Below are 16,509 nucleotides of genomic sequence, written 5' to 3'. Positions count from 1 at the left end.
TTCAACGCAACATACATGCCACGACGAACCGCAGGTTCGCGGGCAGGTCGTCCAGGACGGATGGCCAGGACCAACCGCAGTCCGCGCAGCAACGCCAGGATGGCGACAACGATCCACACAGCCTCATCATTAACCAAGGAATATCACCATGCGTCACATGAAGTCTGGCCGTAAGTTCAACCGCACCAGCGCCCACCGCGAAGCGATGTTCAAGAACATGGCCGCCTCGCTGTTCAAGCACGAGCTGATCAAGACCACTCTGCCGAAGGCCAAGGAACTGCGCCGCGTTGCCGAGCCGCTGATCACCCTGGCCAAGGTCGACTCCGTCGCCAACCGCCGTCTGGCCTTCGCCCGCCTGCGTGACAACGAAGCCGTGGGCAACCTGTTCACCATCCTGGGCCCGCGCTACGCGAACCGTCCGGGCGGCTACCTGCGTCTGCTGAAGTGCGGCTTCCGCGCCGGCGACAATGCTCCGATGGCCTACGTCGAGCTGGTCGACCGTCCGGCCGTGGCCGAGGAAGTGGCCGAGTAATCGGACCGCTCCAACGCGATACAGCGAAAGCCCGGCCTCTGCCGGGCTTTTGCGTTTCCAGGGGTCGGATCCCTTTCCGCACGTTCCAAGGGGTCGGATCCCTTTCCGCAGGAAAGGGCTCTGACCCCATGCAGGCAGCACAGCGGGTCAGAGCCCTTGGCATGCGCAAGGGGATCTGACCCACACCGTTCCGACAGGCGTGCCGTGTGGCGGTTCGAACGGGAGGCGCTCTCGGTTACGCTTGGCGCCTGATCCGTTCGAGCGTTCACGATGAATCCTTTGCGCTGGCCCTTCCGCGCCCAGTTCCTGCTGGGCTTCCTGATCTGCGCGGGCCTGCTCGGCTTCGCCATCTTCCTGCAGTTGAAGATGGGGCTGGAGCCTTGTCCGCTGTGCATCTTCCAGCGGCTGGCATTCGCTGCACTGGGCCTGCTGTTCCTGATCGGCGCTTTGCACGGTCCCTCCAACCGGCCGGGCCGCGCGACCTACGGCATCCTCGCCTTCATTGCCGCTGCTGTCGGGTTCGGCATCGCAGCACGCCATGTGTACGTGCAGATGCTGCCGCCGGAGATGGGTTCCACCTGCGGCCCGCCGCTGGCGTTCCTGAGCGAGACCATGGGACCGCTGGAAGTGTTCCGCACCGTGCTGACCGGCACCGGCAACTGCGGCAACATCGACTGGACCTTCCTGGGCATGACCATGCCGATGTGGTCGGGCGTGTGGTTCGTCCTGCTGGCGCTGTGGGCGCTGGTGGTGTCGCTGCGCAAGGTCAAGCGCTGAAAACACGGTGGGGTCGGATCCCTTTGCATCGCAAAGGGCTCCGACCCCATTCGTTGCGGGGTCAGAGCCCTTTCCTGCGGAAAGGGATCCGACCCCAGACACCCCGGCTCTACTTCAGAAGTCCTGCTGCAGGCTCAGGTAGGCACCGCGGCGCGGGCCCCACTGCGGGGCGAACACACCCACACCGCCGCCATCACGCAGCTGGTAGCTGCGATCCAGTGCATTGATCAACGCCACCTGCATGTGCAGCGGATGCCCGCTGTCGGCATTGAAGTCGTGGCCGGCGCTGAGGTTCAACTGCAGGTAGGACGGCAGTTCGCCCCCGTTGGGCACGGTGTCGGTATCGGAGCGCAGGCCGCTGCCGAACACGTAGTTCGCGCCGATGCGATTGTGGCCGGCGAAGGCATAGCTGAAACCGCCTGACGAGGTCAGCTTCTGGTCGTGGTCCAGGTGGATCCAGTGGTCGGCCACGTAGGCCAGTGCTTCCGGGTCGAGGTTGTACTGGCTGGTGATGACGTCGGTGCCGATGGCCTTGTTCAGGGCGGCATTGAAGTAGGCGCTGAAGGGACCGTTGCTGTAGTCGGCGCTGAATTCCAGGCCACGGATGTGGCCGCGGCGGTAGTTGAACGTCGAGTAGATGTAGGCGGCGCCGAACTGGCCTTCGTCCTGCAGGCGCGATACGCGCCGGTCGTAGGCATCCAGGCCCAGGGTCAGGTGGTCGCCGACCTGCTGGGAGACACCGATGTCGTAGTAGTCGCTGCGCTCGGCCAGCGGGATGTTGTTGCCACCGGACGGCTGTGCGTTGGTGGTGCCGTCATACAGGCTGATGTCGCTGGTGGCGATCAGCTCGCTCGCGGGCGGGGTGAAGTAGCGCGAGTAGCCGGCATGCACGGTGGTGCTGACGCTGGCAGTCCAGACCACGCCCAGGCGCGGGCTGAGCTGGCCCTCGGTCTGGCCGAAGGACTTGTAGCGATCACCGCGCAGGCCGTAGTTGACCGTCCAGTCGTCGCCGATCTTCCATTCGTCCTGCACGTAGACCGCCAGGGTGGTGGCCTTGAACGCGCTGTTGTCGGCAATCTGCAGCGGCGTGGTGCTCGCCTGCGCACCGTCATCGTCGACCGGGAACACCCAGCTGTTGGTGCTGGCACGGGCGCGTTCCTGGTTGCCGTATACGCCGTAGCGCAGCGTGTGGTTGTCGCCCAGCGGCGTGGAAAAATCCGCCTGCAGCGTATTGGCGCGGTTGCTGCGCTGGACCTGCGAGGCGACGCCACTGAACACCAGGTCGCCGGCCACGTCGGGATTGAAGCCAACATCGCTGTAGCGCTGCCCGGCCGAGACCTGGTAGGCGGTCTCGCCCAGCGTGCCCTGCAGCACCAGCATGCCGAAGCGGGTGGTTTCGCGCTGGGTCTCATCCAGCTGGCTGGAATCGAAGGTGGTCGTGTCCAGGTAGCCGAACTGCGGCGACTGCCCGGGGTTGACCGGAATCTGGAAGCGGTTGTTGGCGAAGCCGGCGAACACGCTCAGGCGGGTGGTGTCGTTGACCAGGTAGGTCAGGTCGGCGAAAGCTTTGCCCTGGTGGGTATCGTCATGCTCCGGCTTGCGCGAACTGGTCGGGTTTTCAAGGCCGACCTCGTTCTGGTCGTAGTTGCCGGTCAGGAACCAGCTCCAGCGCCCCTGCGAGCCCCACCAGGAGGCATTCGGATTGACCTTGCCGAACGAGCCGGTGGTGATGCCGACGCTGCCGCCATTGCCGAGTTCGGCGCCACTGCGGGTGGTGATGTCGACCACCGCGGCGGTGCGCTCGCCGAACTGCGCCGGCAACGCGCCGTCCATCAGCCGGATGCTCTTGATCGTGCGCGCATCCAGGGTCTGGCCGAAGCCGGAGATCGATTCCGGCAGCAGCACGCCGTTGATGCGGTACTGCAGGTTGGCGTGGTCGCCGCGCACGTGCACGCCACCGTAGGAATCCTGGACCACGCCGGGCGCCTGCAGCAGTACCTGGCTGAGCGGCGCGGACGCCCCCAGCGGCTGCTTCTGGATGTCCTCGGCGGTGATCTGGTACTGGCTGCTGCCGATGTCGGGCGACAGCGCGTTGCGCGCCTGGTCGAGCTGGGCGCTGACGGTGACCGTATCGAGGTCGTTCACCGGCGCCGCGTCGGTGCCGGCATCGGCGGCCAGGGCGAGGTTGGGCAGGCTGGCCAGGGCCAGGGCGAAAGTGATGCCGGTAGCGAGCAGGGAGGGCTTCATGGCGGATGGGCTGTGGAAGGGGCCGGTAGGGGTGACTGGATTGTTACTTCGTAACACTGCGGAGCGAATCATGCGCCTGTCCGGGGGGCTGTGGGCATGCGGTTTGTGGCCGCTCGCGCTGACCTTTCCCCGGCGTTCAGCCATGTGCAGGCGTCGCCCGGGCCTTTGCGGCAGCGGCCGGCTCTGCGACCATGACCGTCCCCCACCCCCGGAATCCTGCAATGAGCCTGTCCGCCGTTCCGCCCGTCTCTGATCCTGCTGCGACCGCTGCTGGCGCTGGCTGGTCGCCGGAGAGCTGGCGTGGCAAGACCGCCCTGCAGATGCCGACCTATCCCGATCCGATTGCCCTGGACGCGGCCCTGCATGAGCTGAAGCGGCTGCCGCCGCTGGTGACCTCGTGGGAGATCCTGGCGCTGAAGCAGCAGCTGGCTGATGCGCAGGAGGGCAAGCGCTTCCTGTTGCAGGGCGGTGACTGCGCGGAGAATTTCAGCGACTGCGAATCGGGCACGATCTCCAACCGCCTGAAGGTGCTGCTGCAGATGAGCCTGGTGCTGGTGCACGGCCTGCGCCAGCCGGTGATCCGCGTTGGCCGCTTCGCCGGCCAGTACGCCAAGCCGCGTTCGGCCGACACCGAGACCCGCGATGGTGTGACCCTGCCGAGCTACCGCGGCGATGTGATCAACGCGCCGGCATTCACCGAGGCTGCGCGCCTGCCGGACCCGAAGCGGATGCTGCAGGCCCACGCGCATTCGGCGATGACGATGAACTTCGTGCGGGCGCTGATCGATGGTGGCTTCGCCGACCTGCACCACCCCGAGTACTGGAACCTGGAGTGGGTGCGGCATTCGCCGCTGGCCGCCGAGTACCAGAAGATGGTGGCCTCGATCGGCGACGCGGTGCACTTCATGGAGACCCTGGCCGGGGCCCGCGTGCACAACCTCAACCGCATCGATTTCTACACCTCGCACGAAGCGCTGCTGCTGCCCTACGAGCAGGCCCTGACCCGCCAGGTGCCGCGCCAGCAGGGCTGGTTGAACCTGAGCACGCATTACCCGTGGATCGGCATGCGCACTGCCGCGCTGGATGGCGCGCATGTGGAATACCTGCGTGGCGTACGCAACCCGATCGCGATCAAGGTGGGCCCGTCGGTGCAGCCGGACCAATTGCTGCGGTTGATCGACGTGCTGAACCCGGACGACGAACCCGGCCGCCTGAGTTTCATCCACCGCATGGGGGCGGCGCAGATTGCCGAGAAGCTGCCGCCGCTGCTGGACGCGGTGAAGCGCGATGGTCGTCGCGTGCTGTGGGTGTGTGATGCGATGCACGGCAATACCGAGAGCACGGCCAACGGCTTCAAGACGCGTCGCTTCGACAACGTGCGGGGCGAGGTGGAAATGTCCTTCGACCTGCACGCTGCGGCGGGCACGCGGCTGGGTGGCGTGCACCTGGAGCTGACCGGCGAGGACGTGACCGAATGCACCGGTGGTGCGCGCGAGTTGACCGAGCGTGACCTGGAGCGTGCGTATCGCTCGACGGTGGACCCGCGGTTGAACTATGAGCAGTCGCTGGAGATCGCGATGGCGATCGTGCGCAAGCAGGAGCAGGCGCGGTAGGTTTTTTCTGCAGGGCTTGCAGCCCTGCACCTGCCAAAGCCAAAGCCAAAGCCAAAGCGGCATTCCGTGGGATGGCGGGGCGGTGTGGGTGGTCAGGACACGCCGTAAACCCCCCTCCGGGGTCCGGCCCAGCCGCTGGCGGCTGTGCGTTCGGGCGCTTGCGAAGCAGTACTTCGCAAGCAAAGCGCCCTCACCCATGGGGGCTCGATGGCGCCATCCATGGCGCCAACGGTCCTGCCCACCCACACCGCCCCACCTCTGGCAGATCCCTGCGATCTGTTGGTGGGTGCCGACCGTTGGTCGGCACATCTGTCAGATATCGAATGAATTCATCCACGCATGGCGTGGATCTACTGGCAACGCCGGCTGCTGGTAGGTGTCGACCTTGGTCGACACGATCTTTCTGTCAGATATCAATATTCAAAATGGGGTCGGAGCCCGTTGCGCAGCAACGGGATCCGACCCCGTGCCGTACCGTCAGATCGCGGAAAACTGTCGAAGGCGGGGTGGGTCCGGTTGAGGGGGTGTGAGCGGCATGGATGCCGCGACCAAGCCCCCAGGGATGGGTTTACGGCGTCCCCCTCAACCGGACCCACCCCGCCATCCCTCAGTAAACCCGCCTTTGACGTTGACGTTGACGTTGACGTTGACGTTGACGTTGACGTTTGCGGGTGCAGGGTGCCAACCCTGCATACAACACGCTCATGCGCCATGCGCGACCCTGTCCATTCGCATGTTCGAGTGGAGGTGGCAAGCGTGCATTGGCAGCACATGCAGGCCTATGCGTGGCCGTTGGGACTGGCGCTGGTGATCGGCGGCATCGGTGCCTGGGTGATCCTGTGGATCTATCACCGGCTGAAAGGGCGTGATCGGCGCCGTGCGCGCATCGGTCGTGTGCTCGGCCTGCCACTGGCCACGGCATTGCCGCTGCTGCTGCTGATTCCCGCGCTGCAGGCGACGCCATTGCAGGATCCGCTGCTGGGCAATCTGCAACGGGTGCTGCACATCAGCCTGGTGGCGTGTTTCATCTGGCTGCTGGTACGCGGTGTCAGCGCCATCGAGCGCGCCATCCTGCGCAGCAATCCCATCGACGTAGCCGACAACCTCGAAGCGCGCCGCATCCAGACCCAGACCCGTGTGCTCAGCCGGGTGATCATGGGCGGCATCATCGTCCTCGGCGCCTCGCTGGTGCTGCTGCAGTTCGACATGGTGGCGAAGATCGGTTCGGCGCTGCTGGCGTCGGCCGGGTTGATCGGCCTGGTGGCCGGTATCGCGGCCAAGCCGGTGTTCGGCAACCTGATCGCCGGCCTGCAGATCGCCGTGACCCAGCCGATCCGCCTCGATGACGTGGTGATCGTGGAGGGCGAGTGGGGGCGCATCGAGGAGATCGGCAGCAGCTACGTGGTGGTGCGTATCTGGGATGAGCGGCGGATGGTGGTGCCGTTGACCTGGTTCATCGAAAACCCCTTCCAGAACTGGACGCGACGCAGCGCCGACCTGCTCGGCACCGCGTTCTTCTGGCTGGACTACCGCGCGCCCATCGCGGCGATCCGTGCCGAGCTGGAGCGCATCTGCCGTGGCGAGGCGCTGTGGGATGGCCGCGTGTGCGTGACCCAGGTGACCGATACCAGCGAACGCGCGATCCAGGTGCGCCTGCTGGTCAGTGCGCGCAGCTCCGGCGATGCCTTCGACCTGCGCTGCCTGGTGCGCGAACGGATGCTGGATTTCCTCGCCCGCGAACATCCGCAGTCGCTGCCGCAGGTGCGTGCGCGCCTGCAGCACGAGGATGAGCTGGACATGCCGCGCGGGCCGCGTGCGCGCACGGCGGACGTGCGTTCGCCGGGTGCGGAGGATGGTGAGGCGGCGATCGTGCCGGGGGAGCCGGAACCCGAACGGTAGCGCCGGGCCATGCCCGGCGAGCGCAGCGGCACGTGCCGTCCGCCGGGCATGGCCCGGCGCTACCAGATGATTACGGGTCGCCGGCGTCGATCAGGGCGTCGGTGGCAAACCGTGGCGGCTGCCGCGCGCGGGTGCGCTGTTCGTACGCGTAGGCCATCTCGATCAGCTTCGGCTCGCTCCAGGCGGTGCCCATGAACAGCAGGCCGGCGGGCAGGCCGTCGATCTGCCCCATCGGCACGCTCAGGCTGGGGTAGCCGGCCACGGCGGCGGCGCTGTAGCTCTCGCCCGGGAAATCATCACCGCTGCTGCGCAGCGGCCAGGCGATGCCGGTGGTCGGGGCGATCAGGCCATCGAGCTGGTGTGCCGCCAGCACCGCGTCGATGCCCTCAGGGCCCGCCAGGCGCCTCGCGTCGCTGCGTGCACGGATGTAGGCGGGGGCGGCCAGCCCGGCGGTGGCGTCGGCCTCCTGCAGCAGCTGCTGGCCGAACAGCCCCAGTTCCTGCTTCGCATGGGCCTGGTTGAAGGCGATCAGCTCGGCCAGGCTGCGCATCGGGGCCTGGTAGGTGGCGAAGTAGCGCTCCAGCCCGGCCTTGAACTCGTACAGCAGGACGGTACGCTCGGCCTCGTCCCAGGCGCCCTGGTTGGGCATGGCCACCGGCACCACCACTGCCCCGGCGCGGCGCAGCTCGGCCACAGCGTGGTCCATCAGCGGCGACATGCCACGGTACTTCAGCAGTGGCGTCTGCAGCAGGCCCAGGCGCTTGCCGCGCAGGCCCTGCGGGTCCAGCCGCGCGGTGTAATCGTAGACGGCGCGGCCAGGCATGGTGGCGGTGGCCGGGTCGGCATCATCGCGGCCGGCGATGGCGGTCAGCACGGCGGCCGCATCGGCCACGCTGCGGGTCATCGGCCCGGCGGTGTCCTGGCTGAAGGAGATCGGGATGATGCCTTCGCGGCTGACCAGGCCGACGGTGGGCTTCAGCCCGACCACGCCATTGATGGCCGCCGGGCAGACGATGCTGCCGTCGGTTTCGGTGCCGATCGCCACGCTGGCCAGGTTTGCGGCCACGGCCACCGCGCTGCCGCTGCTGGAGCCACAGGGCGAATGGCTGAGGCGGTAGGGGTTGCGGGTCTGGCCGCCGCGGGCGCTCCAGCCGGAGATCGAGTCGTTGCCGCGGAAGTTGGCCCATTCGCTGAGGTTGGTCTTGCCCAGCACCACCGCGCCGGCCTCGCGCAGGCGGCGCACCAGGTAGGCATCGCCGGGCTTGAAGCCCTGCAGCGCCAGCGAGCCGGCCGTGGTGGCCATGGGCGCGGCGTTGATGTTGTCCTTCAGCAGCACCGGGATGCCATGCAGCGGGCCGCGCAGGCGGCCTGCACGGCGCTCGCGGTCGCGCTCGGCCGCTTCCTTCAGGGCATCGGGGTTCAGCTCCAGCACCGCGCGCAGGCGCGGCCCGGTGCGGTCCAGGGCAGCAATGCGCTTGAGGTAGGCGGCGGTGAGGGTGGCGCTGTCCAGTTCACCGCTGACCATCCGTGCCTGCAGGTCGGCCACGTCGGTTTCGGCGTAGGGGAAGGGCACGTTGCTGCTGCCGGGTGCGGCGGCGTGCGCCGCGGGTGTGGCCGGACTGCAGCCCACGGCAAGCAGCGCGGGCAGGGCCGCGATCAGGCAGGTCAGCAGGGAAGGCAGGAACGGGCGCATCGGACGGCTGGGTCGGCTCCAATCGTCAGTGTAGCGGCTGCTCAGTGGCGGCGCTTGCGCAGGTCGCGGGCGAGGACGTAGACGACGATCAGGTTGATCGCCAGCACGCTCCAGGACGCCCAGCCGGGATGGCGGACCACCGCGTAGATGTCGAAGGGCAGGTAGATCGAGGCCGTCAGGCAGCCGAGCCAGGAGGCCCAGGCCTTGGCCTTCCACAGGCCCCAGGCTTCGACCAGGTGCAGCAGGCCGTAGCCGATCATCGCCGCTGCGGCCAGGTGCACCGCGTCGGGACTGATCATGTTCAACAGCGAGGGCAGGGTGCCGTGATCCGGGTCCAGGCTGAAACGCCGGATCAGGGCATTGACCCCATCGCGAAGCGGCTGCGGACCGAGCATTTCCAGCCCGGTCGCAGCCAACAACGCCAGCATCGCCTTGCTCGCTTCGAGCAGGGCGATGACGTGGAGACCCGGATGCCGGTGCGGATCCGGGTTGTAGCCGTTCTGGCTCACGGGTCAGGCTCAGCCGCCGCGCGAAGCCTTCTTGCGGTCGCTTTCGGTCAGGAACTTCTTGCGCAGGCGGATCTCCTTCGGGGTGATCTCGACCAGCTCGTCGTCCTCGATGAAGTCCAGGGCCTGTTCCAGCGAGTACTTGATCGCCGGGGTCAGCTGGATCGCATCGTCCTTGCCCGAAGCGCGCATGTTGGTCAGCGGCTTGGTCTTGATCGCGTTGACGGTCAGGTCGTTGTCCTTGGAGTGGATACCGACCAGCTGGCCTTCATACACGTTGTCGCCTTCAGCGGCGAACAGCTTGCCGCGTTCCTGCAGCGGGCCAAGCGAGTAGGCCGGCGTGGTGCCCGGCGCATTGGCGATCATCACGCCGTTGATTCGCTTGGCAATCGCGCCCTGTTCCTTCGGACCGTAATGGTCGAACACGTGGAACAGCAGGCCCGAACCCTGGGTCAGGGTCTTGAACTCGTTCTGGAAACCGATCAGGCCACGGGCCGGGATCGAGTATTCCAGGCGCACGCGGCCCTTGCCGTCCGGCTCCATGTTCTTCAGCTGGCCCTTGCGGGTGCCCAGCTTTTCCATCACGCCGCCCTGGTGGATTTCTTCGATGTCCACCACCAGCTGTTCGATCGGCTCCATCATCTGGCCGTCGATTTCCTTGATGATGACTTCCGGGCGCGACACGGCCAGCTCGTAGCCTTCGCGACGCATGTTCTCGATCAGCACCGACAGGTGCAGTTCGCCACGGCCGGAGACCAGGAACTTGTCGGCGTCTTCCAGCTGTTCGACCTTCAGGGCCACGTTGTGGACCTTTTCACGGTCCAGGCGGTCCTTGATCTGGCGGCTGGTCAGGAACTTGCCACCGGACAGGTCCTTGTTGCCGGCGAACGGCGAGTTGTTGACCTGGAAGGTCATCGAGATGGTCGGCTCGTCGACGGTCAGTGCCGGCAGCGCTTCCGGGGTTTCCGGGTGGCACAGGGTGTCGGAGATGGTCAGCTCCGGAATACCGGAGATGGCGACGATGTCACCGGCTTCGGCGGTGTCCTGCTCGATGCGCTCCAGGCCCAGGAAGCCCAGCACCTGCGCGACCTTGCCGTTGCGCTTCTTGCCTTCACGGTCGATGACCGCGACCTGCATGTTCTTCTTCAGGGTGCCGCGCTGGATGCGGCCGATGCCGATGACGCCCACGAAGTTGTTGTAGTCCAGCTGGCTGATGCGCATCTGGAAGGCACCTTCCGGATCGACTTCCGGCTTCGGCGCATGCTGCATGATCGCTTCGTACAGCGGGGTCATGTCGCCGTCGCGCACGGTGTCTTCCAGGCCGGCGTAGCCGTTCAGGGCCGAGGCATAGACGATCGGGAAGTCCAGCTGCTCGTTGGTGGCGCCGAGCTTGTCGAACAGGTCGAAGACCTGGTCGATGACCCACTCCGGACGCGAACCCGGGCGGTCAACCTTGTTGACCACGACGATCGGCTTGAAGCCCATCGCGAAGGCCTTCTGGGTGACGAAGCGGGTCTGCGGCATCGGGCCGTCCATGGCGTCGACCAGGATCAGCACGGTGTCGACCATCGACAGCACGCGCTCGACCTCGCCGCCGAAGTCGGCGTGCCCCGGGGTGTCGACGATGTTGATCCGGTTCTTGATGCCGGTCTTCTTGTCTTCCCAGGTGATGGCGGTGTTCTTGGCCAGGATGGTGATGCCGCGTTCCTTTTCCTGGTCGTTGCTGTCCATCACGCGCTCGGCGAGGACGGTACGCTCGGACAGGGTGCCGGACTGCTTCAGCAGCTGGTCGACCAGGGTGGTCTTGCCATGGTCGACGTGGGCGACGATGGCGATGTTGCGAAGGTTTTCGATGGACATACGAAAGGGGGCCAGTCGGCGCCGGATTTGGAAAAAGAAGTCCAACATTATACGTCGAAGTTGACGATTCGCGAAAACCTTGATTTCAGGCCCGGGCAGAGGCCCATTCAGGGGCCTGCCCGGGCTGGCTGAACGGTGCCCCCCGGCCGGCGGGACCGGTCCCGTTGGCCCATGGTCGAAGGCGCCGCTGCCACGAGCCGGGTGTAAACTAGGCGGCTAGACGCAACCCCATCTGCATCAAGGATCTTCATGTCCCTCATCGCCACTTTCGACACCACCCAGGGCCCGATCAAGGTCGAGCTGTTCGCCGACAAGGCGCCGCTGACGGTTGCCAACTTCGTCAACCTGGTCAAGCAGGGCTTCTATGACGGCCTGATCTTCCACCGCGTGATCGCCGACTTCATGATCCAGGGCGGCTGCCCGCAGGGTCGTGGCACCGGCGGCCCGGGCTACAAGTTCGAGGACGAGAAGAACGGCGTGAAGCACGAGGTCGGCTCGCTGTCGATGGCCAATGCCGGCCCGAACACCAATGGCAGCCAGTTCTTCATCACCCACATCAAGACCGACTGGCTGGACGGCCGCCACACCGTCTTCGGCAAGGTCCTGGAAGGCCAGGCCATCGTCGATTCGGTCAAGCAGGGCGACGTGATCCATTCGATCACCCTGGAAGGCGACGTCGACGCCGCGCTGGCCGCACAGGCCGACCGCGTCGCCGAGTGGAACAAGATCCTCGCCGCCTGATCCCCCTTCGAAACGGCCACCCCTCGGTGGCCGTTTCCCTGTTCCCCGCCGCCCGCCAGGCCTGCGTGCCACGCCCGCGGCGTTCCATCCAACGCTTGCAAGCAAGAGGAAACCCCCATGAAAGCACCCGTTCGTGTTGCCGTGACCGGCGCTGCCGGCCAGATCGGTTACGCCCTGCTGTTCCGCATCGCCTCCGGCGAAATGCTGGGCAAGGACCAGCCGGTCATCCTGCAGCTGCTGGAACTGCCGGTCGACAAGGCCCAGGCCGCCCTGAAGGGCGTGATGATGGAGCTGGAAGACTGCGCCTTCCCGCTGCTGGCCGGCATGGTCGGCACCGACGACGCCGAAGTGGCCTTCAAGGATGCCGACATCGCCCTGCTGGTCGGCGCGCGTCCGCGCGGCCCGGGCATGGAGCGCAAGGACCTGCTGCTGGAAAACGCCAAGATCTTCACCGCCCAGGGCGCGGCGCTGAACAAGGTCGCCAGCCGTGACGTGAAGGTGCTGGTGGTCGGCAACCCGGCCAACACCAATGCCTACATCGCCATGAAGTCGGCCCCGGACCTGAAGCCGGAAAACTTCACCGCCATGCTGCGCCTGGACCACAACCGCGCGCTGAGCCAGCTGTCGACCAAGCTCGGCAAGCCGGTCGGTGGCATGGAGAAGCTGGTCGTGTGGGGCAACCACAGCCCGACCATGTACCCGGACTACCGTTTCGCCACCGCCGATGGTGCTTCCATCGCCGATGCGATCAACGACCAGGAATGGAACGCCAACACCTTCATCCCGACCGTGGGCAAGCGCGGCGCGGCGATCATCGAAGCCCGTGGCTCGTCCTCGGCTGCTTCGGCCGCCAACGCTGCCATCGACCACGTGCGTGACTGGGTGCTGGGCAGCAACGGCAAGTGGGTCACCATGGGCGTGCCGTCCGACGGTTCCTACGGCATTCCGGAAGGCGTGATCTTCGGCTTCGCCGTGACCACCGAGAATGGCAAGTACACCCTGGTCAAGGATCTGCCGATCGACGACTTCAGCCAGAAGTACATCGACAAGACCCTGGCCGAGCTGGAAGAAGAGCGCTCCGGCGTCGCCCACCTGCTGGGCTGATACCGGCGTTGACCGGTAGGTACCGGCCGCTGGTCGGTACGTGATCCAGAAGGTAGGTGCCGACCGTTGGTCGGTACGTGATCCAGAAGGTAGGTGCCGACCGTTGGTCGGTACGTGATCCAGAAGGTAGGTGCCGACCGTTGGTCGGTACCAAGCAACGGGGAAGCTCAGGCTTCCCCGTTGCTGTTTGAGGGCCAGGGATACTGATGATCCACCTGCATTACATCGACGACGCACTGCTGGTGGCCGAGAAGCCGGCCGGCCTGTTGTCCGTGCCCGGCCGCAGCGAAGAAAACCAGGACTGCGTGGTGGCGCGTCTGCAGGCGCTGTACCCGGATGCGTTGACCGTGCATCGCCTGGACCAGGTGACGTCGGGCCTGCTGCTGCATGCGCGCGGCAAGGCGATGCAGGCGGCATTGTCGATGCAGTTCGAGCAGCGCAGTGTCAGCAAGCGCTACGAGGCGGTGCTGGAGGGGCTGCTGGAGGCAGAGGCCGGCGCGGTGGACCTGCCGTTGATCGTGGACTGGCCGAACCGGCCGAAGCAGCAGGTCGACCACGAACGTGGCAAGCCGGCGCTGACGCGGTGGCGCGTGCTCGCCCGCGATGTGCAGGCGCAGCGCACGCGCGTGGCGCTGGAGCCGGTGACCGGGCGCAGCCATCAGCTGCGGCTGCACATGGCCAGTCTTGGCCATCCCATCGTGGGTGATGTGCTGTATGGCGCCACGCCGGCGCAGCGGGTGTACCTGCATGCGTGCGCGCTGGCGTTCAGCCACCCGGTGACGGGTGCCGCGCTGGCGTTCGAGTCCGCGGCTCCGTTCTAAGGGGGAGGTGGGTTCGGCAGGGCTGCGCCCTGCACCTGCTTCAAGCCACGGCAACGTCAAAAGCCAGAGCGGCATTCCGTGGGATGGCGGGGCACTGTGGGTTTGCGGGGACGCCGTAAACCCATCCATGGGGGCTTGGTCGCCGCATCCATGCGGCTCACACCCCGCAAACCCACAGTGCCCCGCCTTCGACAATTTCACTCGGCTGTTGGTAACGGCGACTGTGCGGCTGTTGGTAGGTGTCGACCGTTGGTCGACACATCTGTCAGATATCGAAATTCTTCTGGGGTCAGAGCCCGTTGCGCAGCAACGGGATCCGACCCCGTGCCGACCAACGGTCGGCACCCACCAGAGCAGAGCGCCGTCCCGACAGATCGCAGGGAACTGTCGAAGGCGGGGTGGGTCCGGTTGAGGGGGTGTGAGCGGCATGGATGCCGCGACCAAGCCCCTATGGACGGGTTCACGGCGTCCCCCTCAACCGGACCCACCCCGCCTACTCTCAGGAAACCCGCTTCTGCTGTTGCTTCGGCTTCGGCTTCTGCAGGTGCAGGGCGGCAGCCCTGCATGAAAAACCCCACCCCCTACCAAGGTAGGGCGGCCCGCATGCCAGCGCGGGACTATCCTCGAATGCATGACTTCGTCTGGGAGGGCTGCGTCATGAATTACGAGGAAACCTACCGCCGCTCGATCGACGAGCCGGAGGCGTTCTGGGGCGAGGAAGCCAAGCGCATCTACTGGCATGTGCCGCCGAAGCAGGTGCTGGACTACAGCAATCCACCGTTCCGCCGCTGGTATGTCGGGGGCGAAACCAACCTCTGCTACAACGCCGTCGATCGCCACCTCGTTGATCGGCCCGACCAGCTCGCGCTGGTGGCGGTCTCCACCGAAACCAACATCACCCGCGAAATCACCTACCGCCAGCTGTACCGCGAGGTGAATGACTTCGCCGCAGTGCTGCAGCGCCTGGGCGTGGGCCACGGTGACCGCGTGGTCATCTACATGCCCAACATGGCCGAAGCCGTGTTCGCCATGCTGGCGTGCGCGCGCATCGGTGCGGTGCATTCGGTGGTGTTCGGTGGCTTCGCCGCGCACAACCTGGCGCTGCGCATCGACGACGCCAGGCCGAAGCTGCTGATCGCCGCCGATGCCGGCATGCGCGGTGGCAAGGTCATCCCGTACAAGGCCATGGTGGACGCTGCCTGCGCCGAGGCGACCAGCCCGCCGCCACACGTGCTGATCGTTTCGCGCGGCCTGGATCCGGCCGAGCCGCGCGTGCCCGGCCGCGATGTCGACTACGCCGCACTGCGCGCGCAGGTGGGTGAAGTGGACGTGCCGGTGAAGTGGCTCGAGTCCAGCGAACCCAGCTACCTGCTCTATACCTCCGGCACCACCGGCAAGCCCAAGGGCGTGCAGCGCGACGTGGGCGGCTATGCCGTGGCGATGGCGCAGTCGATGCAGACGGTGTTCGACTGCCAGCCGGGCCAGGTGATGTTCTCCACCTCGGACGTGGGCTGGGCCGTCGGCCATTCCTACAACGTGTATGGGCCGCTGATCGGTGGCTGCACCTCGCTGCTCTATGAAGGGCTGCCGACCAACCCGGACCCGGGCATCTGGTGGGCGCTGTGCGAGCAGTACAACGTGCGCACGATGTTCTCCTCGCCCACCGCCATCCGCGTGCTGAAGAAGCACGATGCCGACTTCATCCACCGCCACGACCTGGACGCGCTGAAGTACCTGTTCCTGGCGGGCGAACCGTTGGATGAACCCACCGCGCACTGGATCAGCGAGGCGCTGGGCAAGCCGATCATCGACAACTACTGGCAGACCGAAACCGGCTGGCCCGCGCTGACGTTGTTGCCGGGGCTGGACATGAAGCCGGTACGCTTCGGTTCGCCGGGCTTCCCCAACCTCGGCTATCGCATGAAGGTGATCGACGAGAACACCGGCGAGGAAGTCGCAGCCGGGCAGAAGGGCGTGCTGGTGGTGACCCCGCCGCTGCCGCCGGGCTGCATGAGCACGGTGTGGAACGACGATGCGCGTTTCATGCAGAGCTACTTCAGCCACTTCAAGGAACTGCTGTACAGCTCGCTGGACTGGGCCATCCGCGATGACGACGGCTACACCTTCATCCTCGGCCGCACCGATGATGTGATCAACGTGGCCGGGCACCGCCTGGGCACGCGCGAGATCGAGGAAGCCATCTCCGGCCACCCGCGCGTGGCCGAGGCGGCGGTGATCGGGGTCAAGGACGAGCTGAAGGGGCAGGTGCCACTGGTGTTCGTCACCCTCAAGCAGGGGCTCAACGGCGAGGACCCGGCGCCGGTAGTGGCCGAGATGATGGCGGCGGTGACCGCCTCGCTCGGTGCGGTGGCCCGGCCGGCACACGTGCACGTGGTCAACGCGCTGCCCAAGACCCGCTCGGGCAAGCTGCTGCGGCGCTCGCTGCAGGCGCTGGCCGAGCAGCGCGACCCGGGCGACCTGTCGACCCTGGATGACCCCGGGGCATTGGAAGAAATCCGCCGCGCGCTGGGGCGGTAAGCGGTCTGGTAGCGCCGGGCCATGCCCGGCGAGCGCGAAGCGCGGAAAAGCCGCCAGGCATGGCCTGGCGCTACCCATCCGCCAGACATGCGCTAAGCTCGCCCTGTCATCGATCTGCAACAGAGCCTGCGCTTCGGGGAAGCTGCGCCGGCGCTGACGATGGCGACCAAAGGGGGCG

Annotated in this window: 12 protein-coding genes; 8 read left to right on the top strand and 4 right to left on the bottom strand. The window is 66.5% G+C overall.

The features are described 5' to 3' along the window. Positions 1–148 precede the first annotated feature (148 nt). Both rplQ and C1926_RS04015 read left to right on the top strand, forming a co-directional pair. Complete coding sequence (gene rplQ, locus C1926_RS04020; RefSeq protein ID WP_079220763.1) at positions 149–532, top strand: 50S ribosomal protein L17; 384 nt, start codon at positions 149–151, stop codon at positions 530–532. Positions 533–802: 270 nt separating this feature from the next. Beyond that, positions 803–1,309: a disulfide bond formation protein B gene (locus C1926_RS04015; RefSeq protein WP_079220764.1), complete on the top strand. Its 507-nt coding sequence runs from the start codon at positions 803–805 to the stop codon at positions 1,307–1,309. Between the two features lie 114 nt (positions 1,310–1,423). On the opposite strand, the gene C1926_RS04010 is transcribed toward C1926_RS04015, so the two are convergent. Next, positions 1,424–3,556 carry a TonB-dependent receptor gene (locus tag C1926_RS04010; protein WP_108758324.1) on the bottom strand — a complete coding sequence of 711 codons (2,133 nt, stop codon included), beginning with the start codon at positions 3,554–3,556 and terminating at the stop codon, positions 1,424–1,426. Positions 3,557–3,777: 221 nt separating this feature from the next. On the opposite strand from C1926_RS04010, the gene C1926_RS04005 reads away from it, so the two are divergent. Beyond that, on the top strand, positions 3,778–5,169 hold the full coding sequence (locus C1926_RS04005; RefSeq protein ID WP_079220766.1) for a 3-deoxy-7-phosphoheptulonate synthase class II: 1,392 nt from the start codon (positions 3,778–3,780) through the stop codon (positions 5,167–5,169). Between the two features lie 711 nt (positions 5,170–5,880). Beyond that, complete coding sequence (locus C1926_RS04000) at positions 5,881–7,068, top strand: mechanosensitive ion channel family protein (RefSeq protein WP_174214077.1); 1,188 nt, start codon at positions 5,881–5,883, stop codon at positions 7,066–7,068. A gap of 70 nt (positions 7,069–7,138) precedes the next feature. On the opposite strand, the gene C1926_RS03995 is transcribed toward C1926_RS04000, so the two are convergent. The 3 genes from C1926_RS03995 to typA are packed head-to-tail and all read right to left on the bottom strand — an operon-like array spanning position 7,139 to position 11,127. Continuing rightward, positions 7,139–8,761: an amidase gene (locus C1926_RS03995; protein WP_108758323.1), complete on the bottom strand. Its 1,623-nt coding sequence runs from the start codon at positions 8,759–8,761 to the stop codon at positions 7,139–7,141. A 41-nt stretch (positions 8,762–8,802) separates the two neighbouring features. Continuing rightward, positions 8,803–9,270: a DUF2127 domain-containing protein gene (locus tag C1926_RS03990; RefSeq protein WP_108758322.1), complete on the bottom strand. Its 468-nt coding sequence runs from the start codon at positions 9,268–9,270 to the stop codon at positions 8,803–8,805. 9 nt (positions 9,271–9,279) lie between these two features. Further along, on the bottom strand, positions 9,280–11,127 hold the full coding sequence (gene typA, locus C1926_RS03985) for a translational GTPase TypA (protein ID WP_108758321.1): 1,848 nt from the start codon (positions 11,125–11,127) through the stop codon (positions 9,280–9,282). 249 nt (positions 11,128–11,376) lie between these two features. Between typA and C1926_RS03980 the strand changes: the two genes are divergently transcribed. The 4 genes from C1926_RS03980 to prpE all read left to right on the top strand — a co-directional run bounded on the left by C1926_RS03980 (position 11,377) and on the right by prpE (position 16,331). Further along, complete coding sequence (locus C1926_RS03980; RefSeq protein ID WP_079220769.1) at positions 11,377–11,868, top strand: peptidylprolyl isomerase; 492 nt, start codon at positions 11,377–11,379, stop codon at positions 11,866–11,868. A 117-nt stretch (positions 11,869–11,985) separates the two neighbouring features. Continuing rightward, complete coding sequence (locus tag C1926_RS03975) at positions 11,986–12,972, top strand: malate dehydrogenase (RefSeq protein ID WP_079220770.1); 987 nt, start codon at positions 11,986–11,988, stop codon at positions 12,970–12,972. Between the two features lie 206 nt (positions 12,973–13,178). Continuing rightward, the gene (locus tag C1926_RS03970; RefSeq protein ID WP_108758320.1) at positions 13,179–13,793 is read left to right on the top strand and encodes an RluA family pseudouridine synthase; all 615 of its coding nucleotides are present in this window, start codon (positions 13,179–13,181) and stop codon (positions 13,791–13,793) included. A gap of 657 nt (positions 13,794–14,450) precedes the next feature. After that, entirely contained in the window at positions 14,451–16,331 is a 1,881-nt protein-coding gene (gene prpE, locus C1926_RS03965) for a propionate--CoA ligase (RefSeq protein WP_108758319.1), read from the top strand. The last annotated feature ends 178 nt before the right edge of the window (positions 16,332–16,509 follow it).

This window comes from Stenotrophomonas sp. ZAC14A_NAIMI4_1, assembly GCF_003086915.1.
Taxonomy (GTDB): Bacteria; Pseudomonadota; Gammaproteobacteria; order Xanthomonadales; family Xanthomonadaceae; genus Stenotrophomonas.
The sequence above is the reverse complement of the archived record's forward strand: the minus strand, read 5'-3'. Positions and strand labels throughout refer to the sequence as shown.

Bases quoted from the DNA above. Each gene is read 5' to 3' on its own strand.
- rplQ (WP_079220763.1), top strand. From the start codon at position 149: ATGCGTCACATGAAGTCTGGCCGTAAGTTCAACCGCACCAGCGCCCAC.
- C1926_RS03970 (WP_108758320.1), top strand. From the start codon at position 13,179: ATGATCCACCTGCATTACATCGACGACGCACTGCTGGTGGCCGAGAAG.
- typA (WP_108758321.1), bottom strand. From the start codon at position 11,127: ATGTCCATCGAAAACCTTCGCAACATCGCCATCGTCGCCCACGTCGAC.
- C1926_RS03980 (WP_079220769.1), top strand. From the start codon at position 11,377: ATGTCCCTCATCGCCACTTTCGACACCACCCAGGGCCCGATCAAGGTC.
- C1926_RS03995 (WP_108758323.1), bottom strand. From the start codon at position 8,761: ATGCGCCCGTTCCTGCCTTCCCTGCTGACCTGCCTGATCGCGGCCCTG.
- C1926_RS03975 (WP_079220770.1), top strand. From the start codon at position 11,986: ATGAAAGCACCCGTTCGTGTTGCCGTGACCGGCGCTGCCGGCCAGATC.
- C1926_RS04010 (WP_108758324.1), bottom strand. From the start codon at position 3,556: ATGAAGCCCTCCCTGCTCGCTACCGGCATCACTTTCGCCCTGGCCCTG.
- C1926_RS04000 (WP_174214077.1), top strand. From the start codon at position 5,881: ATGCGCGACCCTGTCCATTCGCATGTTCGAGTGGAGGTGGCAAGCGTG.
- prpE (WP_108758319.1), top strand. From the start codon at position 14,451: ATGAATTACGAGGAAACCTACCGCCGCTCGATCGACGAGCCGGAGGCG.
- C1926_RS04015 (WP_079220764.1), top strand. From the start codon at position 803: ATGAATCCTTTGCGCTGGCCCTTCCGCGCCCAGTTCCTGCTGGGCTTC.
- C1926_RS04005 (WP_079220766.1), top strand. From the start codon at position 3,778: ATGAGCCTGTCCGCCGTTCCGCCCGTCTCTGATCCTGCTGCGACCGCT.